Origin of the sequence: Maritalea mediterranea, from assembly GCF_021568695.1 — a bacterium.
Lineage (GTDB): Bacteria > Pseudomonadota > Alphaproteobacteria > Rhizobiales > Devosiaceae > Maritalea > Maritalea mediterranea.
Genome location: NZ_JAKGTI010000002.1, coordinates 226,939 through 250,784, shown reverse-complemented (window position 1 = coordinate 250,784; position 23,846 = coordinate 226,939). Strand labels below are relative to the sequence as shown.

At 53.0% G+C, this 23,846-nt stretch carries 18 protein-coding genes; 15 read left to right on the top strand and 3 right to left on the bottom strand.

Annotated elements, in window-relative coordinates; genetic code table 11:
- Nucleotides 1-106: 106 nt before the first annotated feature.
- Both nrtS and L1I42_RS10235 read right to left on the bottom strand, forming a co-directional pair.
- Nucleotides 107-343, bottom strand: coding sequence for a nitrate/nitrite transporter NrtS (nrtS, locus tag L1I42_RS10240; RefSeq protein WP_236114431.1), 237 nt, complete (start codon nucleotides 341-343; stop codon nucleotides 107-109).
- Nucleotides 336-1,196, bottom strand: coding sequence for a hypothetical protein (locus L1I42_RS10235; RefSeq protein WP_236114430.1), 861 nt, complete (start codon nucleotides 1,194-1,196; stop codon nucleotides 336-338). Before L1I42_RS10235 ends, nrtS begins: the two co-directional genes overlap by 8 nt.
- Here L1I42_RS10235 and acs point away from each other — a divergent pair.
- From acs to L1I42_RS10190, 9 genes are all read left to right on the top strand, one after another.
- Nucleotides 1,183-3,123, top strand: a complete 1,941-nt coding sequence (acs, locus tag L1I42_RS10230) for an acetate--CoA ligase (RefSeq protein WP_236114429.1) — start codon at nucleotides 1,183-1,185, stop codon at nucleotides 3,121-3,123. The two genes, L1I42_RS10235 and acs, sit on opposite strands and share 14 nt — an antisense overlap.
- Nucleotides 3,124-3,297: 174 nt before the next feature.
- The gene (locus tag L1I42_RS10225; RefSeq protein ID WP_236114428.1) at nucleotides 3,298-4,254 is read left to right on the top strand and encodes a FecR domain-containing protein; all 957 of its coding nucleotides are present in this window, start codon (nucleotides 3,298-3,300) and stop codon (nucleotides 4,252-4,254) included.
- 127 nt (nucleotides 4,255-4,381) lie between these two features.
- Nucleotides 4,382-4,915, top strand: a complete 534-nt coding sequence (locus L1I42_RS10220) for a FecR domain-containing protein (RefSeq protein ID WP_236114427.1) — start codon at nucleotides 4,382-4,384, stop codon at nucleotides 4,913-4,915.
- A gap of 33 nt (nucleotides 4,916-4,948) precedes the next feature.
- On the top strand, nucleotides 4,949-5,338 hold the full coding sequence (locus L1I42_RS10215) for a hypothetical protein (protein WP_236114426.1): 390 nt from the start codon (nucleotides 4,949-4,951) through the stop codon (nucleotides 5,336-5,338).
- A gap of 183 nt (nucleotides 5,339-5,521) precedes the next feature.
- A complete protein-coding gene (locus L1I42_RS10210) occupies nucleotides 5,522-8,317 on the top strand; it encodes an EAL domain-containing protein (RefSeq protein WP_236114425.1) in 2,796 nt (931 codons plus the stop codon).
- 59 nt (nucleotides 8,318-8,376) lie between these two features.
- A complete protein-coding gene (locus L1I42_RS10205; RefSeq protein WP_236114424.1) occupies nucleotides 8,377-9,462 on the top strand; it encodes a glycoside hydrolase family 3 N-terminal domain-containing protein in 1,086 nt (361 codons plus the stop codon).
- Nucleotides 9,463-9,568: 106 nt separating this feature from the next.
- Nucleotides 9,569-10,372, top strand: a complete 804-nt coding sequence (locus L1I42_RS10200) for a UDP-2,3-diacylglucosamine diphosphatase (protein ID WP_236114423.1) — start codon at nucleotides 9,569-9,571, stop codon at nucleotides 10,370-10,372.
- Nucleotides 10,369-11,394: a glycosyltransferase family 4 protein gene (locus tag L1I42_RS10195; protein ID WP_236114422.1), complete on the top strand. Its 1,026-nt coding sequence runs from the start codon at nucleotides 10,369-10,371 to the stop codon at nucleotides 11,392-11,394. The genes L1I42_RS10200 and L1I42_RS10195 overlap by 4 nt, the downstream gene beginning before the upstream one ends.
- Nucleotides 11,395-11,494: 100 nt before the next feature.
- Complete coding sequence (locus tag L1I42_RS10190) at nucleotides 11,495-12,712, top strand: MFS transporter (protein ID WP_236114421.1); 1,218 nt, start codon at nucleotides 11,495-11,497, stop codon at nucleotides 12,710-12,712.
- An 88-nt stretch (nucleotides 12,713-12,800) separates the two neighbouring features.
- Here L1I42_RS10190 and L1I42_RS10185 read toward each other — a convergent pair whose 3' ends face one another.
- Nucleotides 12,801-17,825, bottom strand: coding sequence for an apolipoprotein A-IV repeat region-like domain-containing protein (locus tag L1I42_RS10185; protein ID WP_236114420.1), 5,025 nt, complete (start codon nucleotides 17,823-17,825; stop codon nucleotides 12,801-12,803).
- A gap of 344 nt (nucleotides 17,826-18,169) precedes the next feature.
- On the opposite strand from L1I42_RS10185, the gene L1I42_RS10180 reads away from it, so the two are divergent.
- The 6 genes from L1I42_RS10180 to L1I42_RS10155 all read left to right on the top strand — a co-directional run bounded on the left by L1I42_RS10180 (nucleotide 18,170) and on the right by L1I42_RS10155 (nucleotide 23,777).
- Nucleotides 18,170-18,553: a hypothetical protein gene (locus L1I42_RS10180; protein ID WP_236114419.1), complete on the top strand. Its 384-nt coding sequence runs from the start codon at nucleotides 18,170-18,172 to the stop codon at nucleotides 18,551-18,553.
- Nucleotides 18,554-18,634: 81 nt separating this feature from the next.
- Nucleotides 18,635-18,955 carry a 2Fe-2S iron-sulfur cluster-binding protein gene (locus L1I42_RS10175; protein WP_236114418.1) on the top strand — a complete coding sequence of 107 codons (321 nt, stop codon included), beginning with the start codon at nucleotides 18,635-18,637 and terminating at the stop codon, nucleotides 18,953-18,955.
- Between the two features lie 209 nt (nucleotides 18,956-19,164).
- A complete protein-coding gene (gene cysG, locus L1I42_RS10170; RefSeq protein ID WP_439651501.1) occupies nucleotides 19,165-20,559 on the top strand; it encodes a siroheme synthase CysG in 1,395 nt (464 codons plus the stop codon).
- Nucleotides 20,560-20,568: 9 nt separating this feature from the next.
- Complete coding sequence (locus L1I42_RS10165) at nucleotides 20,569-20,874, top strand: DUF2849 domain-containing protein (protein WP_236114416.1); 306 nt, start codon at nucleotides 20,569-20,571, stop codon at nucleotides 20,872-20,874.
- Nucleotides 20,861-22,504 (top strand): nitrite/sulfite reductase, encoded by a 1,644-nt coding sequence (locus tag L1I42_RS10160; RefSeq protein WP_236114415.1) that lies wholly within the window; start codon nucleotides 20,861-20,863, stop codon nucleotides 22,502-22,504. Before L1I42_RS10165 ends, L1I42_RS10160 begins: the two co-directional genes overlap by 14 nt.
- Nucleotides 22,497-23,777: a phosphoadenylyl-sulfate reductase gene (locus L1I42_RS10155; protein WP_236114414.1), complete on the top strand. Its 1,281-nt coding sequence runs from the start codon at nucleotides 22,497-22,499 to the stop codon at nucleotides 23,775-23,777. The genes L1I42_RS10160 and L1I42_RS10155 overlap by 8 nt, the downstream gene beginning before the upstream one ends.
- The last annotated feature ends 69 nt before the right edge of the window (nucleotides 23,778-23,846 follow it).

The window sequence follows — 23,846 nt, the reverse complement described above, 5'->3', positions numbered from 1 at the left end:
GTCTCCCCAAGCGGCGCCGTGCCGTGTTTGTTGATGGGCGATAGGGTCCGATCTGGTGCGCCATCTTGGCAGGACAATGGGCCGAACGCAATTTTGTTTCGTTGGATTATTTGGTGGCGCGGCGATTTTCCATGATTGCGCTCACGGAAGCACTGGCGCACACAATATATGGCACGAAGTAGGTAAGGATGATTTTGAGCCAGTCCAACCCGCTCACCTGGCCAGCCAGCAAGCGATCCAGATAGTTGATCAGCATTAGCAGGGTACCGACAATCAGGGCTGTTTTGATGCATCTTCTGCGCACATGGGGCAGGGTCGCGATGGCAATCCAATCTTTAATCATGATCTTTCAGGGGATTGAGGAGTTTGCGTTTCAGCCGTTCCAAGCGCCCTGGCACACGGAAGGGTTTATAGCCCGGCACGGTTTTTTCCAGCTGGATTTCGAAGATCTTATAATCTTCACCAAAAATATGCTTGTCGAGTTGCGCCACCTCGGTCCAGCCATAGCGGGCGAGGATGATGTTGGCTTTCTCGTTGCTCGTGCGGGTGAAAGTCACCAGCTTATGCCAATGGCCATTGTCGAACATGTTGATAAAGGCCTTGTTGGCTTTGATCGCGATGGTTGATGCCCGATGTTCTGGAAAGATGTAGGACCAATACAGAAACACGACGCCATTGTCTGGCCCGGATAGCATAATGCCGACCTTCTCGTCGCCTTTGCACAACACATGCAAATGGTTTGGATCATATTCCCACAGCGCGGTGAGAAAATGGATGTTCATCCGTTCGCGTTCGGTTTGTTTGAATTCGTCACAGTAAAATTCTGATTCATCTATGGCCTGATGCACCGTGTGCAGCACCCATTCAATCTCGTCGCGACGGGCGGGCCGAAAGTTCGGCGTTTTGGCGTCAGACATGTCGATTTCCCCCATTTGGTCCGCGCTGGAGTATGCGGTAATGTTCTTTAAAAGTGTTGAATATGGATGGTTTGGCACAAAGAAATACGAAAACAGGTCTAAAAAACCATTGGTGATATTGACCGAACGCGTCGCAACCATTAGCCCTTTTATCACGGTGTTGTGGGGACAACTCACATATTCAAATGGATGTGTGTTGACCGTATTCAACGAGAGGTCGGCAACGATCTCTTTATGATTGGATTGATCGAGGAGGAACCGTCCAATGAGTTCGGACATTTACCAACCACCTGAAGATATTGTCTCACGCACATTGACCACAAAGGATCAATATGACGCGCTTTACGCGCAGTCTGTGAATGACCCTGAAGGATTTTGGAAAGAGCAGGCCAAACGCATCGACTGGATGAAAGAGCCGACCAAAATCAAAAACACCACATTTGAATATCCCGATGTGTCCATCAAATGGTTTGAAGATGGCGAGTTGAACGTTTCCGTTAACTGTATCGACCGGCATTTGAAAGACCGTGCGGACGAAACCGCCATCATCTGGGAAGGCGATGAGCCGGACACGGATGAGCACATCACTTATGCGCAGCTACACCGTCGCGTGTGCCGCTTTGCCAATGTGCTGAAAGAGCTGGGCGTCAAAAAAGGTGACCGCGTTACCATCTATCTGCCCATGATCCCGGAAGCCGCTTATGCCATGCTGGCCTGTACCCGCATTGGTGCAGTGCACTCGGTTGTATTTGGCGGTTTCTCGCCCGAAGCCCTTGCGGGCCGCATTAACGACTGCGACAGCGCGGTCGTGATCACCGCTGACGAAGGCCGTCGTGGCGGTAAGACCGTTCCGTTGAAAGCCAATGTGGACGAAGCTCTTAAACATGCCCATGGGGTGGAGAAAGTGCTGGTGGTCGAGAACACCGGCAACGACATCAAAATGAAGGGCGGCCGCGATGTATGGTGGCACGAAGCGGCAAATGGCATTGACGAGTTTTGCAAACCGGAACGCATGAATGCAGAAGATCCGCTTTTCATTCTTTACACTTCTGGTTCCACCGGCACGCCAAAGGGTGTGTTGCACACCACAGGTGGTTATCTGGTTTATGCCTCGCTGACCCATGAAGTGACCTTCGACTATCGCCAGGGTGATATTTACTGGTGCACGGCTGATGTGGGCTGGGTCACTGGTCACTCCTATATTCTTTACGGTCCACTGGCGAACGGTGCGACCACTTTGATGTTTGAAGGGGTGCCAAACTATCCGGACGCCTCACGCTTCTGGCAGGTGTGTGACAAGCACAAGGTTAACATTTTTTATACCGCGCCAACCGCGATCCGGGCCTTGATGGGCGCCGGCGACAAATATGTTGAAGGGGCGGACCTGTCCTCATTACGGATTTTGGGCACGGTGGGCGAGCCCATCAACCCCGAAGCCTGGGAATGGTACAACAAGCATGTGGGCCGCGGAAAATGCGCGATTGTTGACACATGGTGGCAGACAGAAACTGGTGGTTTTATGATCACGCCTTTGCCGGGCGCGACGCCAACCAAGCCGGGTTCTGCCACCAAGCCTTTCTATGGCGTGCAGCCGGAAATTCTGGATCAGGAAGGCAAGGTCCAGACGGAAACAGAGACAGAGGGTGTGCTCTGCATCAAAGACAGCTGGCCCGGCCAGATGCGCACCGTATATGGCGACCATAAGCGGTTCGTTTCCACATATTTCGAGACCTATAAGGGCTATTACTTCTCCGGCGATGGCTGTCGCCGCGATAAGGATGGCTATTATTGGATCACTGGTCGCGTGGATGACGTGTTGAATGTTTCCGGTCACCGGATGGGCACCGCCGAGATTGAAAGCGCGTTGGTGGCACACGACAAAGTGTCTGAAGCTGCCGTGGTGGGCTATCCGCATGATGTGAAGGGGCAGGGCGTTTATTGCTATGTCACCTTGATGACGGGTGAAGAACCAAGTGACGAGCTGAAGAAAGAGTTGCGCAATTGGGTCCGCAAAGAAATAGGTCCTATTGCGTCGCCAGACCTGATCCAGTTCGCACCCGGTTTGCCCAAAACCCGCTCAGGCAAAATCATGCGCCGCATTCTGCGCAAGGTGGCTGAGAACGATTTCGGCTCATTGGGCGATACATCGACACTTGCGGACCCATCTGTGGTTGATGATTTGATCGAAAATCGCGAAAACCGCTAAGCTTTGTAATCGTTCATGTTTTTGGCGCGCCGTGCGGTGGAAGCCGCGCGGCGCGCGTTTGTTTTGGCTTTTTTATTAGCTTTAATTAACCATATTTTGTATCAAAAAAATCAGTTAACACCTTATTTGCAGGCTGTTTTCTATAGTGGGCCCAAGGATTAAGAGGGGGCTCAAATGGCCAAATTCGTTAAAAATTCCATTCTTTTGACGATTTTTATTCTTAGTATATCTACACAAACTGCATTTGCGGAAATGTGGGTTGCCAGTAAATTACGCGGTGCGGTTTTCGTATTTGACGGCGTTGCTTGGCAACAGATTTATCGTGGCCACAAGGTAGATAGTTCACGGGCAATACAGACGGCACCTAAGTCACGAGTGGTTTTCACTCGGGGAAGGGAGTCTATCGATGTGCGCGGCGATACTCGCATTCGCATCAAAGATCGCGTCGGGCAATTGGACACCGTCGTGGAACATGATTTCGGTGAAATAACCGTCGACGTGAACAAGAAAAATGTTCAGCACTTTGCAGTGAAGGCACCTTTGCTCACCGCTGTGGTAAAGGGGACCAAATTCACAGTTCGCGCTGAAAAGAAGGGCCGTTTGTCCGAAATTAGGGTGCAGCGCGGTCTGGTTGAGGTGCAAGACCAAGAACGTAAAGTTAAGGTCAATGTGAAGCCAGGCCAGAAAGCTCAACGAAGCGTGGGCACCAATGCTGTTGTTAAAGTTGAAGGACGCGGCACGGTTGAGCCTTATCTCGATATGCAGACAAATCAAGTTGTAGCCCAAGATCAAACGCAGTTGCAGGTTGAATTAGGTTTGGTGCAACCCAATGCGGTGCAACTAGGCGAGAATGGAACAAACACCTCCCTAACAGGAACTAATACCAATCCTGCTCAGGTTGAGGAAGAGCTGGCTGGTGCGACTGGCACTGGCTCGAGCGGCACCGGTACGACAGGAACTGACAGCAGTCAAAATCAGCCGACCGAAGAGGCTGACGACGGAAATCTAGTGGATGATATCGTCGAAGAAGTCGGTTCATTGCTCGAGGAAGACGACGAAGAAGACGACGAAGAAGACGACGAGGAAGACGACGAAGAAGACGACGACGGTTTAATTGATTTGGATCTCTAAACCGTGATGGATCAACAAGGGAAGTGGTTTGCTCCAGTTGATTTTGGGCCGTTTTGAGGAAGACTGGCGTTTTATCGCCAACAGACGTGAATGGCAGGAAAACTGCATTTATCGAGGTGGCTTATAAATGAATTTTCTGATCAAAACTCTTCTCTTGCCGGCATTTATGTTGGGAATGCTTGTCACAACAAGCACGCAAGCTGAAGAATGGGTGGCAGACAAGTTGCGCGGAGGGGTATTCGTTTTTGACGGGACACAATGGCAACAGATATTCCGGGGTTATACGGTAGACAGTTCCTGTGCCATCCAAACCAAGCCAGATGCCCTTGTTGTTTTCACTCACGGAAAAGAATCAATCAAGGTGGGCGGCGACACCCGCATTCGAATTAATGATCGAGGGGGAGAACTTAAAACGGTAGTAGAGCAGGACTTTGGCGAAATCACAGTAGATGTTGATAAAAAAAATGTTCAACATTTTGCTGTGAAGGCCCCTTTACTTACAGCCGTGGTGAAGGGAACCAAGTTCACGGTGAAAGCCGACAAGTCTGGCTTGGGTACTGAAGTGAAGGTTCGTCGTGGGCGTGTTGAGGTGCAAGATCCTCAGATGGGGCTTAAAGTAGACGTTAAAGAGGGGCAAAAAGCGGCGCGTTCAACCGGTTAAAATGCTATGGTTGAGGTGAACGGACGTGGGTCTATGGAACCCTTTGTCAGCATGACTTCGAACAAAACGATCGCCGCGAATAGTTTGGAGCTAAAGGCCAAATTGGGGCCGAATTTCAAGCAGGGACCTAAATCAGATCTGGTGCAGCAGCCAAATTATGCAGGAGGCAACAATAAGGCTGCAGAAAATGCCAATATTGGCGGGAATAGCGGCAAAATGGCCGGTGGTAAACTCGGCGCAGCAGCAGGCAGCACAGCTGGTGAAGCCAGTAGTGGTAAAAAAAGCGGCGATGCTGGCGCGAGCGGCATAGAAAAAAGCACTGATTCAGGAGACAAGGGCGCCGCCGCCGATAGTAAAGGCAAATCCAGCGGCGGCAAGGGCAGCGCCACCGCGGGCGAAAACAATAAAGGGAAACAAAAATAATAGCCGCTATGCGGCGCTCAAATCGAGATTGCTAAGTCTTCCTTTTTAGTATTGGGTCGCTTTTTGTTTAGGCGGCCCTTTTATTTTATGTAAATTGAATAGCAACCAATTCATGTTTTCATGCATCTAGCGAATTGTAGCGACATTGTGGTGTCGTTAGCTATTAATTTGGTGCGGAGCGACATGACACAACTGCAGATTAAAAAGATTATTGCGTTGGTCATGGTGACTATTCTGGCGCTGCTTGTTGACATCACAGGCATTTACCGACCGATCGACCATTTTTTGCGCGATTTACGCTACCGATCTATCGATCAAGCGGTATCTGAAAAGTTTGTGATTGTAGCGATTGATCCGCAAAGCATCAAAGAAGTCGGTCAATGGCCTTGGCCTCGACGGGTTCATGCGAAATTGATCGATGAGATGCTCAACTACAATGTTGATGAGATAGCGTTGGATATTGATCTATCTCAACCTTCCAATGCAGTTGACGATCAGCTGTTGGCTGGCGCACTGGAGCGGGCAGGTGGATTTACTTACTTGGCAAGTTTTAATCAATTGGTGCGGCAACGCGACGGCAGCACGACATTGGCGCCGGCATTGCCATTGGCACAATTCCGTGAACACGGCGAACCGGTAGTTGTAAATGTTAGACCAGGCGAAGATGGTAAGATCCGTCGTATAGATAGCGGGGCGCGCGTGGCCAATCAGAATTTGAAGAGTCTGCCCTTGGCAATTACCCAGTTCATGGAGCCGGAAATTGAACCCTCTATTATCGTCAACTATGGGCTTGATTTGTCGCAGATCGATATCATTCCCGCGATTGACTTAATCCAGCGTCGGGTGGCGCCGGAACGTCTAGAAGGCAAGTCTGTTTTGGTCGGAGCGACGGCGGTCGAACTTGGCGATGTAGTGTTGGTTCCCAAATACGGACACATCCCCGGAGTTGCGCTTTTGACTTTGGCTGCGGAGAGTCGGTTGACTGGCAATCGCATATACCCAATGGGAGGCTTGCCCACAATCCTGGTCATCTTTGGCTTCATTCTGTTCTTTGTTGTACGGGGAAGGCCTATTCCCGTGCCGGGAATGCTCTTTGTCTATGGCTCCAGCATTTTGTTGGTAGAAAGCGTTGCATTTTTCGCGCAGTCAGAGGCCAATGTTTTGTTCAACACCACCGCTGCGCACGGTGTAATGGTCGGTTATATTCTGTTTTTTATGTTCAATGAATTACAGACCCGGCGAACGGCTTTGGAAACGGCAAGCATCGAGAATGTACGCATGCAGGCCATACTTGACCGTGTTGTCGAAGACAATTTTGATGGTGTGATTATCATTGATGGTCGGGAGAAGATTTTGTTGGCCAGCGTACCCGCACAAGAGTTGTTGCAGGCGGGCCAAAGCTTGGCTGGAAAGAATGCACAGGTCCTGCCCGGCGTCCTATATAAAGAGGCTGTAAGGCTCTTGCGCGGGAAAGTGGTGGAGGGGATTCCTTCCAAGGTCTCCAATTTGCATGTGTTCGAGCAAGGTATTCACGCAGACAAAGGCTATGTGGGTAAGCCAGTCGCCCTAGAATATTCTATTACGGTTTCCCGCATTGATCGGGGGCATGGCATAGTTGAGCAGGTGGCGTGCCTTACGTTCCGAGATGTGACTGAGCGGTTGAACCACGAAAATCGCTTGTCCTATCTGGCCAATTATGACGGTTTGACCGGGGCTTTTACCAGGCAAAAACTGGTTTCCGAGCTTGATCAATATTGTCGTCCAAGATCAGACAAGCCGCGGCACATGACCTTACTGCTGTTGGACTTGGACCGCTTTAAAAACATCAATGATACGTTGGGCATAGGTATCGGTGATCAATTGCTAAAGCAGGTCGCAAAGCGGTTAAGCAACTTGGGACTCTATAGCGTGACACGACTGGGGGGGGATCGGTTTGCGGCCGTCTATCCGCAACTGCTAACTGAAGAGGAGATTGCGCCTTTCGCAAACAGTGTACTGGTTGCGATTGTGGCTCCCTATACCATAGGTGCGCACCGCGCACTGATCGGGGCCAGTCTGGGCATGACCGACACAGAAAATTCCGGACACGAAGCGGAGAACCTGCTGACCCATGCAGATATGGCGCACTCAGAAGCCAAGTCGATGCCCGGCAACAGCTTCTTTGCCTATCGCAGTGAGTTGAGCGCGCGGGTGCGTGACCGGCAGGCGATTGAGGTCGCGCTATTGGATGCAGTGGTCAACAAACAGCTTTTCGTCCAATATCAACCGCAAGTCGACCTCGCCAGTAACAAGATTATCGGCGCAGAATCCCTTGTGCGCTGGCGCCATCCGGATTTGGGCTTTGTGCGGCCGGATCGGTTTATTTCTGTGGCAGAAAACAGTGGTATGATTATTGAAATTGGCCGTTGGGTTTTGTTGCAGTCGTGCATCGATGCGGCTAAATCGGCCACAACGGGACGAATAGCGGTAAATGTGTCGGCTGTTCAGTTTGAGTATGGCGACGTGTTGGCTGATATCGATTACGCGCTAAAAGAATCTGGTTTGGCCCCTTCACGGCTGGACATTGAAATCACGGAAAGCGTTTTCGTGTCCAAACAAGATAAGACCATTGGAATCCTGGATAGCATCATCGAGCGCGGGGTTGGTATTGCATTGGATGATTTTGGGACCGGCTATTCGTCATTGAGTTATCTGAGCAAACTGCCAGTCAACAAAATCAAGATCGATAAGGCATTTGTCCGTCATCTGCCGGAGGACAAGCAATCTATGGCGATCATCAACGCGGTGGTGTCGCTGTCCAAGCATATGGACAAGAAAATTGTTGCTGAAGGTATCGAAACTGAGGAACAAGCCCGCCTTCTGCATCGGGCAGGGTGCCACATCGGCCAGGGCTATTTGTTTGGCAAACCGCTGGACCGCGAGGAGTTCTGCACCTTGTTGGAAAACTACAACGCAGTTGCGGAAAAAGATGCGGTGTAATCGCAATTCCGGCATATTCCTTTTGCATAAAGATTTTTTTGATTCTCAGAGCGGTGTAGATGAGACTTTTCCTAATTTTTTCGATCATGCTGGCCAGTTTCAGCTTGCCTGCCCATGCGCAATCTTTGCGCGATATGGCCGGCCAAATGGTGATGATTGGTTTTCAGGGCGACCAAGCCTCTGGCCAGTGGCACAATGGCATTAAGCGCCTGACAGAACAGGGCAAAATTGGCGGTGTGCTTTACTTGAAATATAATGTGGCCGCCGTGGGCACCGTTAAGCAAAAGAATGCCGATTGGCAGGCTGCAGCGCCGGCGAACTTGCCTTTGTTGATCGCCATAGACCAAGAGGGTGGCAAAGTAGAGCGATTGACCAAATCAGTCGGTTTTGCGGAGATCGCAAGCGCGGAGGATGTTGCCAAGTCGTTGAGCCTTCAAGCGGCGCAAGCGCTATATGAGGATTTGGCGCGGCGGTTGGCGAGTTTGGGATTCAACATCAATTTTGGCCCTGTGGTGGATGTGAATGTCAATCGCAACAATCCCATCATTGCCAAATTTGGCCGCTCTTTTTCCGCTGATCCAGAGGTGGTTGCCGATTATGCGGCAGCCTTTGTGCGCGGGCATAAGGCAGCAGGGGTTCTCACGGCGCTAAAACACTTTCCGGGCCATGGCTCCAGCCAGGCCGACAGCCATTTGGGCTTTGCGGATATTTCCACAACTTGGCGCGATACCGAATACGAGCCCTATCAGAAATTGATTGGTCAGAATCTGGCCCAATTGGTGATGGTGGGGCATCTCTATCATAAAAGTTTTGCTGAAGCGGCGCAGAATGATTATCCGGCTAGTCTTTCGTCGGTGGCGATTGACGGGGTGTTGCGGCAAGGGCTGGGCTTTGACGGGGTGGTGGTCTCCGATGATTTAGAAATGGGTGCAATCACCGAGCATTATGGCTTCAAGGAAGCGGTGTTGGCCGCCGTGCGAGCGGGCAATGATATTCTGCTTTTTTCCAATACGCGCGAGCCCAGCCTTGAATTGCCAGACAAGATTATCAATCTATTGGTGAGTGAAGCCGAGCGTGACCCGGCATTCGCGCAAATGATTGAGCGCAGCTACAGGCGCATTGTGGGCCTGAAGGCAAGACTATAGGCGTGCAAATTTTGCGCCGGGCGGTTCATCGCGTTATGCTGTCACAAAAATGACGCCGGAATCGAGTTAAATAATCTGGCGCGAATGGAGGGTGAGCGTAAGAACGATGATGCAAAATGAAGAAACCCGGCATGTGAAGGCCTTGTTTATTTCTGATGTCCATTTGGGCATGCGGAATATTCGGGTGGAGCAATTAATAAATTTCTTGCGCGTGCATGATGCAGAGACCATTTATCTTGTCGGCGACATTATTGATGGCTGGCGATTGCAGAAGTCTTGGTATTGGCCCACCACTTACAACATTTTGGCGCAAAAGCTATTGCGCAAAGCGCGCAAAGGTGCCCGCATTGTTTATTTGCCGGGCAATCATGATGAGTTTTTACGTGATTATCTGGGTACTCATTTTGGCGATATAGAGATCGTTGATCGCGTGATCCACCATGGCGCTGACGGCAAGCAATATCTTGTTATTCACGGAGATCAGTTTGATGTCGTGGTGCGCCACGCCAAATGGCTGGCTCATGTGGGCGACTGGGCTTACAACACGGCATTGCGCGTTAATATATTGGTCAATTGGGTGCGCCGGAAGTTAGGACTGAACTATTGGTCGCTTTCCGCGTGGGCCAAGCACAAGGTCAAAAACGCGGTCAGTTTTATCGGCCGTTACGAAGAAGCTTTGGCTCATGAGGCCAAGGAAACCGGTGTGGATGGGGTTATCTGTGGTCATATTCACCATGCGGACATGCACGATACCTACGGTACCCGTTATATAAACACCGGCGATTGGGTGGAAAGCTGCACCGCGATTGTTGAAAATCATGACGGGGAATTTGAGTTGATCCGCTGGACCGATATGGCGACCACACCTAACCGTGAGGGGCGCCGAAAAAAGGCGCGTGAAGCAGCATGACACGCCTGCTGATTGTCACCGATGCCTGGCACCCGCAAGTTAACGGCGTTGTACGCTGTTTGGACAAGGTGGGGCAGGAGCTTCGGACAATCGGTTATGAGGTGGAGTACCTCACCCCGGAACGGTTTTGGACCATGCCCATGCCCACCTATCCGGAAATACGCTTGTCGCTGGCCTCGTTGGGCGAAATTGGCGAGATTATAGAAGGGTTTGCCCCACACAATATTCATATTGCGACAGAAGGTCCTCTTGGGCTCTTGGCCCGCCATTATTGCACGACCCATCATTTGGCCTTCACCACCAGCTATCACACACGTTTTCCCGAATATGTGGCCGCACGATTGCCGGTGCCTTGTGAATGGTCATACGCTTATTTGCGCTGGTTTCACGATGCGGCAGCCCACACATTGGCGCCTACGCGCACCGTTGTTGAGGATCTGAAAGATAAAGAATTTCAACACGTTGTTGAATGGACGAGGGGCGTTGACGCGGATCGGTTCACGCCGGGGCCAAAATCGGTCTATCAAGATTTGCCGGGCCCTCATCTGGTGTGTGTGGGGCGTGTGGCGGTGGAAAAAAATGTCGAAGCCTTTTTAAAGTTGGATGTACCGGGCACCAAAATTGTGGTCGGCGACGGGCCGCAGCGCGCCGAGTTGGAGGCAAAATACCCTCATGCCCATTTTGTCGGGCGCAAACAGGGTGCGGAATTGACCGCGCATTATCAAAGCGCTGATGTCTTTGTGTTTCCTTCCAAAACCGACACTTTTGGCAATGTGATGCTGGAAGCGATGGCTTGCGGCGTGCCCGTTGCGGCCTATCCGGTGATGGGGCCAATCGATGTACTGACGGATCCCAACGCCGGTGTGATGGATGAGAACTTGGCGCTTGCTGTTCAATATGCGCTGAAATTGGACCGGGCCAATGCCCGCGCGCATGCGCTTAAATATAGCTGGGCGAGCTGTGCAGAGCTGTTTAGGCGCTATTTGGTGCCTGCGTTTGACGGTCAGGAAAAAGCCGCCTGATCGGCCTAGATTTAAGCTGAGACCAAATTCAATCCTTTGGACTTGTCAGTCGGGACAAATCAGCGCAACCTTGGCGGGTCGTGTTTAAAGGTTGTCCCTCATGTTGTTTTCTATGCGCGAAGCGCTCTTGTCCCATCAAGGGCGCGCTTCCAGCTTTTATGCTTTCAAATTTCTGGCGGTCGGCATCGCCGTGCCGTTTCTGCCCCTGTGGCTCAAATCACAGGGGTTGAGCGACTCTCAAGTCGGCTTGATCAATTCTGTTCCCATTTGGTGCATGGTGTTGATCAACATCTTTGTTGGGCGGATCGCCGACAAAGCCAGCGATTGGCGGCAGGTGATTGTTGCGGCCAGCGTTTTGTCAGGTTTGGCGTCCACCACCTTGTTTTTCGCTGATGGGTTTTGGGCCATCCTGTTTTGCTGGACCCTGACGGTTCTGCCCTTCATGGTGGGGGCACCCGTCACCGATGCCGCAACGGTGCGGATGTCGCGCCGCCGCAATATTGATTTTGCCATGATCCGGGTGTGGGGCACGGGGGGCTACGTGGCCGCCAATCTTTTCTCTGGCTGGATGCTGGATTTGTCCGGGGTCGGATTGTTTTTGCCGCTTTTCGTCAGCTTTTGTCTGATGCGCGGGCTGATGTCGCTACAATTGCCGAGATTTCGTTCGGAGGCGCCCGAAGATAAACACCTAAAGACCGGCGAGAGAAAGCATGTGCCGCCGCCGCATCCGCTGCAAGCCCAGCAATTCAATCATGTCTTTCGACCTTGGTTTGCGTTCGCAATATTGGGCTCGGCCTTTATTGTGGCCTCACATGGGCCGCTTTATGCTTTTGGCTCAATCTTATGGGACCAGGTCGGCCTTCCATCCACGATCATTGGTCCACTTTGGGCCATCGGGTCGGCGGCCGAAATCCTGACCTTTTTTGTGTTTGCCCGGGTGGCCAAGCGATTTTCAGCCCGACATCTGCTGATTTTTGCCGCAGCGGTGACTTGTGTGCGTTGGGTCGGCATGGGGTTTGATCTGCCGGTGTGGGGCTTTTTCCTGTTGCAATTGCTGCACGCCATCAGCTTTGGTATCACCTATCTTGGCACGTTGAATTTTGTTGCCAATTGGACTGCAGACAGCTTTGCGGCTGAAGCGCAGAGCATGGTGCATGTTGTGTCGCAGGCCAGTCTTGCCACCTTCATTGCTGTGTTCGGGTTGGTTTTTGCCGTGTTTGGCGCGCCAACTTTCTTTTTATCGGCTCTTTTAGCTGGCCTCGGTGGGGTACTGGTGCTGGTGTCGTTGCTCTTGGTCAACCCACGGCGCGAGGCATAGAGGTCTCGCCTTCAATCGATCCACCGCAAAAGAAAACGGCGCCCCTTATGGAGCGCCGTTTTTGTTTGATAGATGGCCGATCGTCTCTCTAGTTTAAGCGACCTTGAGCATGGGCTAACATCGTGTAGATCTTGCCTCGATCCGATGTCAGCAAGGCTTGGGTGTCGCGCACAGGGTCCGCTCCGCTTGCCGCATCGCGCAACAAATGCTCAAATTCGGCCATGAAGTCTTTTGCCGTGCCTGCAAATTCCTGATCTTGCTTCAGGGCGTTGCGTACATCATCAAAAATGCTCTGACCGGACAAAGTGTAAAGTCGACGAGAGAACACGCCGCTTTCCCCGTTTTGGTATCGGCGCCATGCATCCACAAGGGTCTTGTGGTCAACCGCCTCAACCATCTCCGCGGTTAGGTTCTTGAGGTTGCCGCCGCGGCGTGCGCTGCTGGCCTGCTGATTGGCAGAGGCATTGCGCAACAGGCTGCGCACCCAGCTGCCTTCTTCATCTTTTTCTTTGGCAGCCGTGGCAGCTGGCCGCTGCGGTGCAGCGGGGGCCTGTTGTTGTGCCGCTTTTTTGCGTTCCGCCTCTGCGGCGCGCGCGTCCTGCTCTTCGATCTGCTTCTCCAGCAACGCCGCCAATTGTTCGGATGAGATGTCATCCTCAAAGGCGTCGTCATTGCGGGTCGGTGCAGGCGTCGGTTTTGGCTGTGCCGGTGTCGGTGCAAGTGGACGCTCTTGGCGCTGTGCTTGCGGCTGACGTGGTGGTTCTTGACGCGCTGGAGTGGGCTGCGGCGTTGGTTCCGTGCGGGGCGCTTCTGCACGTGGTGCAGCAGCAGCGCGCGATAGATCCCGCTGTGGCGTAGTCGGCCGTTGTTCAAGGGTTGGCGTCGCCGTCGCAGTCGTTGGCGTTGACCGTGGTGCAACCGGCTGTGCATTGACGATTTTGTTCAATTCTTCAAGCGCTTCGATTTGCTCTGCCACCACCTGTCGCATTGCGGCTGCGCTGGCTTTTGTTTCCTCAGGCAGTTCCATGACGCCACGTTGCAATTCAGAGCGGGTCGAGTTCAACTCTTCGCTCAACTCTTTTGCTGTCAGGCGCATGGCTTTGGAGGTCTCATTGAAGCGCTCAACCGCAGTTTTGATTGATGCTTGCATCTCGTCAATCAGCGACTTTTGTGCCTGCTGCAGTGCTGTGGACGCGCGCTGGCTTTCCACCCCGGCGGTCTCGGTCAAATCACGCAGATTGCTTGAAACCGTGTTGGAGGCGCTGTTCACAGTTTGGGTCAGGTTCTCCTGAGTTTCGGCGATGCGACCCTCTGTTTCAGCCACCGTGTCAGATAGTGACTTGGCAAATGTGCGCAAGCGGGCGTCGATTTCCTCGGCACGCTTGGTGAAGCCTTCCACAAGGGCATCCATGGCTGTGCGGCCACCTTCAATGGTGTCCACGGTGACGATAGACGCGTCGGTGAGTTCTTTCGCTGCGTTGGTAAAGCCGGAAGCTTGACCGTCCAACACGTGCTTGATTTCGCCCACTTCGGCAAGCAAACCATTGATGGTGCTTTGCAGCGCATTTACATGCTCACCCATCAAGCGGCCTGCATCGTCTGTGCCGGCCAGCGCTTCGCGAACGGCATCGGAATAGCGCGCTGTGTGTTTGGCCACGCCATCTTCGAGGGTTGCCAAATTGGTGGTTGAAGATTCCAGCACTTGCTGCAGCAGCATGTTGGAGTCGTTCAGTTTTGCGAGAGCGCGTGTGACATCTTCCTCAATTCGTGAGGTAGAGTAGGCCATAATCTCTTCGGCACCGCGGGCGTTTTCTTCCAATGCGCTGCGCAACAGATTTTGCTGATTGGCCAGACGTTGCTCGATATCGTTCGTTTTCTTGTCGATCAATTTTGACAAGGTGTCGGATTGCACCGCCACCACTTGGTTCATGGCGCGGGCTTTGTCGCTCAGTTCTTCTGCCGTGTTGACGGCACGCACGGACACGAGCTCTTCCATGGCAGTAGAAGCAGCGTGCAATTGCTCCATCGCACCTCGGATCACAAGGTCCATCCGAGAGGCTGTTTTCTCGACATCTGATGAGATGTCGCCGGTCAGGCCGGTGAGTTTCTCATCAAGCGCGGTCACAATCCGGTTGGCCCCGCTGTCCACATTGCCCAATGCCTTATTGAGACTTTCGGTAACGGCCGAGTTCATTTCGCTCAGGCGTGTGGCGGTCTCGTTGGCGCGTTGGGCGATGGCGTTCGGCAGGGTGCCCAGCTTGTCATCGATGGTGCGCGATAGGTGTTCAGCTGAAAGTGACAAACGCTCTTCGCTTTCCGCGACACGTGCCTCGATTGAGCTTGATAGCCCTTCAGTGGCGCCAGCAATGCGCTCCTCCGCGTCTTTTGCTCGCTCTTCAAGCGATGATGACATGTTTTGCGTCGCCGCCAACATGCGCTCTTCGCTGCCGCGTGTGCGGGCTTCCATCGCATCAGACAGGCTTTGCGTGGCCGCCGTGATCCGTTCTTCAGCCTCTTGCGCGCGTTCCTGCATCGAGCTTGAAATGTTGTTTGCCGCAGCTGACAAGCGCTGCTCTGTGGCTGATAGACGGCTACCGATGGTTTGATCCAGCTCGCTCGTGGCTTTTTCAAACAGGCCTGCAGAGCTGCTGACCGCGTCTTCTACGCGACCTGCCAAGGTCTCGGTGCTTGCCTCGATGTTGGAGACGGCATCAGTGACCTTTCCTGCCACGCCGGTTTCAGCGTCTGACAAACGAGCGATGGCTGCATCAATCTGGTTGCCCAAATTGTCGTTTACACGCGCCACTTGCTCCTCAATCATTTGCGACACATGATTGGTGCGGCTTTCCATGGTTTCGTTTACATCCCGCAAGCTCTCATCGATGCTTTCGCGGAAGAACTGACCCGATTTTTCAAATGTGGTGCCCAGTTCCTTGGTGCGGTTGCGCATGGTGGCGTCCAAATCCGCCGCGCTGGTTTGCAGCACTGTATTGAATTCGGATGTGCGCTGATTGATCGTGCTTTCAAGCGATTGAGCGTGCTGCTTGAAGCCTTGCTCATTTTCATTGAGCGTGGTGATCAGACGTTCGCCTTTCTCGCTCATAATTTCGTCCATGGAATGCAAGCGGCTGTCCAAGATTACAGCGACTTCATCCACACGGCTGGTGAGCTGTGCGATGGTGTCCTGGCCAGCATTGGCCAGCAGTTCGCGAGCTTCGTTTGCCCTTTCGTCCAATGTACCGCCCAGTTGCAGCAGCGCAGATTGCACGGCGCTTTCCAGATTGTTGGTCTGGATTGAAATGCTCTCGTCGACACCGGCCCCGAAGTCAGAAAGGGTGCGTTGGGCATATTCAGCATTTTGCAAAATTTTGGAGGCCAGATTGGAGCCCACATTTTCCATATTGCTGGTGATTTCCTCACCGCGCAAATTGAGGTCTACCAACACGGATTCGCTTGATGCACGCAGAACACCTGACAACATATTTGTGCGCTCTTCGATCACGCTGCTGAGTTCTGATGTGCCATCCTCCAGCGACTTTGTCAGACGGGCGATCCGTTCATCGACATTTTCGCTAAAGCTGCTGGACCCGCGCGCCAGCACCTCATTGAGGGCGTTGGTGCGCTCATCAATGGTTTCGGCCAGATTGGTGTGGCGTTCGCCAAAGGCGTCGAGCATGTAGGTTGTACGCTCGTTGAGCAGTGTATCCAGCTCGTCGCGTTTGCTATCGAGCGTTTCACTGAAATTGTTGGCACGGGCGCTCAACACCTGATTGAGGCGGGCTGTCCGGTCCGCAACTTCACTAGAAAGCTGCTCTGTACGTTCCACTAAAGTCTTGTCAAAACGTTCATTCTGCTCTGAGAGGGTGGTGCCCAGCTCTTCCGTACGCATCGCAACTTTTTCAGACAACTCATCCGAGCGCATAGCAAGAGTTTGATCAAAGCTTTCGCTGTGGGCAGAAAGCGTATCGTTTAATTGTTCGGTGCGGTTGGCCACCTTGTCGGCCAAATCATCCGCACGCCGCGCCAGTGTGTCGTCAAACTGTGCGCTTTGTTCGGCCAGCGCCGACACCATTGCAGCCGTGCGGTCATCCACCACGATGTTAAATTTATCGGTGCTCTCGTCCAAAGCCGCGACAAGATCTGTGCGGCGATTCACGATGGTGTTCTCAAACCTGTCAGACTGTTCCTTAAAAGCACTGGTGATGTGGTCGCCTTGGCCAGCGATAGACTGGGTGATTTCACCGCCTGTTGTGCGCAACTTATCGACCACAGAGCTCCCGACTTCGTCCAATTTCTGAGCAAAACCTGAATGCACGTCAGAGATCGCTTCACGGACCCGTTCTGAATTGGTCACCACAGCATTGCGTTGGTTGGCCAACTCTTCGATCAGCGCGCGCATGCGCAGTTCGTTGTCCGCATAGGTGCGCTCAAGCGAGTTCACTTCGTTGTGAACCATCACTTCCAGCTCACCCGCGCGGGAGAGAGCCCGTTCCAACCCATCGCCGATGGCGTTCACTTCGCGACGCACGGCCTGACCGACAGTTGTGATCTGTGCCGTGGCAGTTGATTCGGGTTCGGTCAAGCGCAACGCGGCCTGTGTCATGGAAGAAGCGGCCAAACGCAAATCTTGGGCACGACGCACTATGAGTGCAATGGCGAAGAAGGCGACAATTGGAATCAGCAGGAGGGCAGAGAATCCTGCAAAGTCGGGCGTTTGAGCAAGAGTTGTGAGCTCCATGTTGGCCAAATCCGCGCCGAAACGCATATAGCCGAGTGTGCCAATGATCGCGATCCAGCAAAGTGTTGCCAAAGCCGCCAACCAGTATGGCGTGGTGGAGGGCTTGGATTGCATGGAATAAAGGATGCCGGCTGCCGACGACCTGTCATCGTTGGCCACGTTGGCCGCACGACTGGCAATGCGCTCGGCCGAGCGTGAGCGATTCTCGCTGGACCGCGTGCTGCGGCTCCGCTTGTCTTCGTTAGAGGTGGCTTTGTCCAGCTTCTGCGCTTTTTCCGATTTTGCATCGGCACCGGTTTGGGACTCCAGAGCGCTCTCCACTGCGGAAAACGCCAGCGTGGCTGGATCATTGGAGGAGTTTTTATTCTTTGCCATACTCAATACTACCTTTTGCGTCCGCACAATGCCCGGCGAACTTAGGGTGAGCTGAGGCAAGTTTTGTGCATTTTGAACACACCCGGAGCGTCCTCCGGAACTTAATAAAGCATTAAAATATAATGCATTTCGGGCCACAGTACCCAACGCCGCCGAACGTTGGTATCATGCCTTTATACACCAATTGAAGGCGATCGAGACATTTTTATTAAAAATTAGTTAACGCGCAAGTGGAGCTATGATTAAAATTTCATAGTCCAAGCCGCAACTTACGGGCTTTAAAGCTTGATTCAGGCTTGTTTGATAGGCTGTGGATAGTTTGAAAATGTAAGGAGCGTTCCCTAATGGGCGAGCTGGCAACAGACCCAATGGTCGCAAACATTATTCGTCATAATCCGCACCGTCGGGCCATTGATTTGGCCTTTCTGGCTCGTCAGACAATGGGGAATAAAGCGCTTGAGAGCGATATTTTGCAGCTTTATCGGACGCAATTGCGCAAGTTTGAGCCGGATTGGCACAAGGCGAAAGCTTTGCCTAACTTGGTCATCAATTTGCATTCCATGCGGTCAGCTGCTTTGGGGGTGGGAGCGGTCTCCATTGCCGAATTGAGCAAGGCTGCTGAAGTGGATTTGCGCGAGAATGGCGGACATATCGCCGATATCTATACGCAATTGGCAAAGACTGTTGCCGAGACCTTGCACTTTATTGACGATATTTTGGGTCACTAAGTCTTACTTGACTGTGCTGGAGGTTGTCATTGTTGCGCGGGAGCGCTATATGGCGGCAGAACACAGTTAGGGGAAATGTTAATGGCAAAAATCACATATGTTGAAGCCAATGGCACCAAGCATGAGGTGGAGGCAGAAAACGGCTCCACCGTTATGGAAAATGCTATTCGCAATGCGGTGCCCGGCATCGTGGCCGAATGCGGCGGCGCATGCACCTGCGCGACCTGTCACGTTTATGTGGACCCAGAGTGGATCAGTGTCACAGGCGGCCCATCCATGATGGAAGAAGACATGTTGGATTTTGCATTTGACGTGAATGATCGCAGCCGCTTGTCCTGCCAGATCAAGGTGAGCGACGAGTTGGATGGCTTGGTGGTTCATGTGCCGGAAGAACAGGCATAGAATTCTTTTTCCAAAATCGCCATTTGGCGCAAAAATTCTATTAAAGGGGCGGATTGTGAGTTTAAAATACTCACCGTCCCTTTCTTTTTGGGTTGGGTTTTCTCCTTTTCCCTGCCAAAGGGGAAATAAAAAAGCTATTTTATTTCAGTAGCTTGGCAATAGTTCGCCCCTCGATTATTTTAAGTCCCAGATTTAAATGAGGCGCGATGATGACCAAACTTGGCATTTTCCCAGTATCCATGAAGGTGCGGGGCAAAAAAATTGTGATTGCCGGTGGCGGCCCGGAAGCTTTGGCGAAAGCCCGGTTGGCGGCCAAGACGGATGCGCACACCATTGTAGTGGCGCGCAAGATTTTTGCTGATTTCTCTGGCCTGGACGTCACAGTTCTCGAGCAGCCCTTCACAGATGACCTGTTGGATGGCGCGGCGATGGTGTTTTCAGGTGATGAAGGGCCGGATGCGGATTTGGCCAAGGCAGCAGCGCGCGCTCACAGCATTCCTTTAAATGTCGTCGACAAGCCTGACGAATGCGATTTTTACACGCCGGCAATTGTCGACCGGGCGCCCTTGTCCGTCGCGATCTCCTCAGAAGGGGAAGCGCCGGTGATGGCGCGTTTGGTGCGGGCAAAAATAGAGGCCTTGTTGCCATTGTCTTTGGGGAAAATTGTGAAGTTTACCGGCGGGTTGCGCGACAAGGTGGAGCAAACGATTCATTCAGGTGATCAGCGCCGTAAGTTCTATCAGGATTTGCTGGCGTCGCCGAAATATGAGCAGCTCGTGGCCGATGATCGCGATCAGGACGCGCATTTGTTCGCCGATTGGTTGATGCAGGCGCGCGCCGAGGGTGAAGGGTTCGTGCATCTGGTTGGTGCCGGTCCGGGCGCCGAAGATTTGCTTACCTTGCGGGCGCAACGGGTGCTGCAAAGCGCTGATGTGATTGTGCATGACCAGTTGGTGCCGGATGTGATTGTGGAAATGGGCCGCCGTGATGCGGAACGTGTCGCTGTGGGCAAGGCCAAGGGTCGTCATTCTTTCACCCAGAAGCGCATCAATCAGATGCTTGTGGACTTCGCCAAACAGGGCAAGCGTGTTGTGCGGTTGAAATCTGGCGATCCGATGATCTTTGGCCGCGCCGGCGAGGAGATCGCGCATCTGCGGGCCAACAATGTGGACTTTGACATTGTGCCGGGCATCACTTCGGCGCTGGCCGCAGCCGCGGACAGTGAAACGCCGGTGACCTTGCGCAACGTGTCTTCCGGCATTGTGTTCGCCACGGCACATGGGGCCGACAATCAAGTGGTGACCCATTGGGCGAGCCTGGCCAAATCCGGCATTTCGCTGGGTATTTATATGGGCAAATCGATTATTGACGAGGTGGCTGATCAGTTGATCGCTGAAGGCTTGACCGGATCAACACCGGTGGGTGTTGTGGTGAATGCCGGGCGTGAAAACAGCTCTCGCTATTTCGGCACTCTGGCCGGGGCGGCGCAACTGAAAGAACAATTGGCCGAAGGGCCGGCGATCGTTTTCATTGGTGAAGCGATTGCGAGTGGTAATTGGCAACAGTTTGAGGCGCAAATTCCTCAAACATTGCAAGTGGCATAGGGTGGGGCAATGAAAGTTATTACCGGCAATGAACTGCTGTCCGGCGCCGTCATTTATTATTATGGCGAAGATCGCTGGGGCATGGATTTGCAGCAGGCAGAAGTGTTTGACGACAAGGCGCCTGAATTGGACGCGGTACTGGATGCAACCGCCAAGAAGGACCGGGTGATGAGCCTTGAGGCGATCCCCGTTGAACGCGAAGACAACAAAATTGTGCGCACCAATCGGTTGCGCGAGGAGATCCGCGCCAAGGGCCCGACCGTGGGCAATTATGGACGTCAGCATTTAAGTGAGGCTGACTATGTATCGCTATGATGAATTTGACGCAGCCTTTGTTCGCGAGCGGACGGCTCAGTTTTCTGATCAGGTAAAACGCCGCATCGCGGGTGAATTGACTGAAGATCAATTCCGCCCGTTGCGCTTGATGAACGGTCTCTATCTGCAACTGCACGCCTATATGCTGCGGGTGGCGGTGCCTTATGGCACGCTGAATTCGCGCCAGATGCACAAATTGGCGCATATCGCCCGCACTTATGACCGGGGCTATGGCCATTTCACCACGCGGCAGAATATCCAGTATAACTGGCCGAAATTGCAGGACGTGCCGAAAATTCTTGAGGAATTGGCGGAAGTTGAAATGCACGCCATTCAAACCTCAGGCAACTGCATTCGCAATGTGACGACCGATCAGTTTGCCGGTGCGGCCCATGACGAGATCATTGATCCACGCCCGGTGGCTGAGATCATTCGTCAATGGTCGAGCTTGCATCCGGAATTCTCGTTCCTGCCGCGTAAGTTTAAAATCGCCATCACTGGCGCACCGCAGGACCGTGCCGCAGTGAAGTTCCACGATATTGGCTTGATGGCCAATGAAAAAAACGGTCAGGTTGGCTGGCGCATCTTTGTGGGCGGCGGTTTGGGCCGGACGCCAATGGTTGGTAAGGAAATTAATGATTTCGTGCCGCACGAAGATTTGCTGGCCTATCTGGAAGCGATTTTGCGGGTCTACAATCTGCATGGGCGTCGCGACAATAAATATAAGGCGCGGATCAAGATTTTGGTGCACGAAACCGGCATTGATCAAATTCGTGAGGAAGTTGAAGCCGAGTTTGCACAACTGAAGGACGGGGTGTTGACCCTGCCGCAGGACGAGCTGGACCGGATTTCGACTTATTTCGCCGCACCGCCGTTCGCTGCCGATGCGGACGATGTGTTGGACGCGGAGCAACATGCCTTGGAGAATGCGCAATATGCGAAGTTCTTGAAGCGCAACCTGTTTAAGCACCGCCAGCCCGGCTACACATCCATTACCGTCTCGTTGAAATCAGTGGGTGAGGTGCCCGGTGACGCGACCGACGAGCAGATGGATGCCATCGCCGAGTTGGCTCGCGACTATAGCTTTGACGAGCTGCGCGTGAGTCACGAGCAGAATTTGGTCTTGCCGCATGTGAAAAAATCAGATGTGCGTGCCATCTATGAGCGTTTGGTCGAGATTGGGCTCGCCGAAGGCAATGCCGGTTTGATCTCTGACATTATTGCATGCCCCGGGCTTGATTATTGTGCCCTGGCCAATGCGCGTTCGATCCCGATTGCGCAGGATATTGCCAAGCGCTTTGCCGATCGTGAGGACGAATTTGGTGAGTTGAAGGTCAAAATTTCTGGCTGCATCAACGCCTGTGGCCACCATCATGTGGGCCATATCGGTATTCTCGGCGTGGAGAAAAAGGGCACCGAGCTTTATCAGATCACCGTGGGTGGTGATGCCACTGAGCAGGCTGCTGTCGGCAACATTCTGGGCCGCGGGGTCACGGGTGATGAGGTGCCTGACGCGCTTGAAAAGCTATTGAACGTTTATATGGACCGGCGCGAAAGTGCGGACGAACCATTCCTGGATGCGTTCCGCCGGCTGGGCGAAGCCCCGTTTAAGGAGGCGCTTTATGGCTAATGTGAACACCGCCGAAGCTTTCACGCCTAAAGAGCGCATCAGCGACTTGGAGCTGGTGGCGCTGAACGGCATGTTTGATGAGCGTGACGCGCTGAGCGTGTTGCGCCATGCGCTGGAAGAATTGACCTCGCACCCCATCGCGATGGTCTCTTCTTTCGGCGCGGATTCTTCTGTGCTGCTGCATATGGTTGCGCAGATCAATCCGCATCAAGAAGTCCTGTTTTTAGAAACCGGCAAGCATTTCCCCGAAACGCTTGAATATGTCGAGACCATGAAAAAGCATCTTGGCCTGACCAATGTGCGGTTTCTGGAGCCCGACACCAGCGATTTGGAGCGGTTTGATCCGAAGGGTGACCTTTGGCAGACCGATCCTGATAGCTGCTGCCACATTCGCAAAACCGAGCCGCTTGAAGCGGCCTTGAAGGGTTATGGTGGCTGGGTGACCGGGCGTAAGCGCTTTCAAACCAATGATCGCGGGGTGCTGCCGCATTTTGAGTTGACCAGCGACGAACGCATCAAGGTCAACCCGTTGGCTTATTGGGATTTTGAGGATGTGAAAGCCTATCGCGCCGAGCATAATCTGCCGCCGCATCCCTTGTTTAATGCGGGCTATTTGTCTATCGGTTGTGCGCCGTGTACCTCAATCGTGAAGGAGGGGGAAGACCCTCGCTCCGGTCGCTGGCGCGGGCGCGACAAAACCGAATGTGGAATTCATTTTGATGTGAGCGGCAAAATCGCGAAGCCGCAGGCCAAGGGACAGAGCATGAAGACGCTTTTTAAGGACGGTCAATTTGTTGTAGATCAATGGCGTGATCTTGCGGAAGATGAAGCGCTGATTGATCTTGATCATGTCTTTGTGCCGTTTGCGCTGTATCTTGAGCATAAGGAGCGGATTTTGAGCAGCAATGGGGCCATTGGTCTGATTGTGGAGCCGGGTGACGATGTGCACCAGGTCGGTGACGATGCGAACCGCTTTTCGGCGATTGCGGTTGAGTTTCCCAAATTCGCTGATGGTCGTGGATATTCTTCCGCCCGCCTGTTGCGTGAGCGATATGGCTTTGAGGGCGAACTGCGCGCCCGGGGCGACATATTGACTGACCAGGTGCAGTTTTTGCGCCGGTGCGGCTTTGACAGCCTGGTGGTTGTTGACGGACCAACGCGAAACGCACTAGAAAACGATGCCATTGCAGGTGTTTCAGTGTTTATGCAGCCCACAGGCCGCGACATTGAGGTGCCCGCGGGCACACGCCCTTTCTTGCGGCGGGTGAAATAATCTTTTTGGGGTGGTCCAGCACCCTTTAAACCGCAGGCGGTCCAGCGCCTGGAATAAGACACGAAGTGA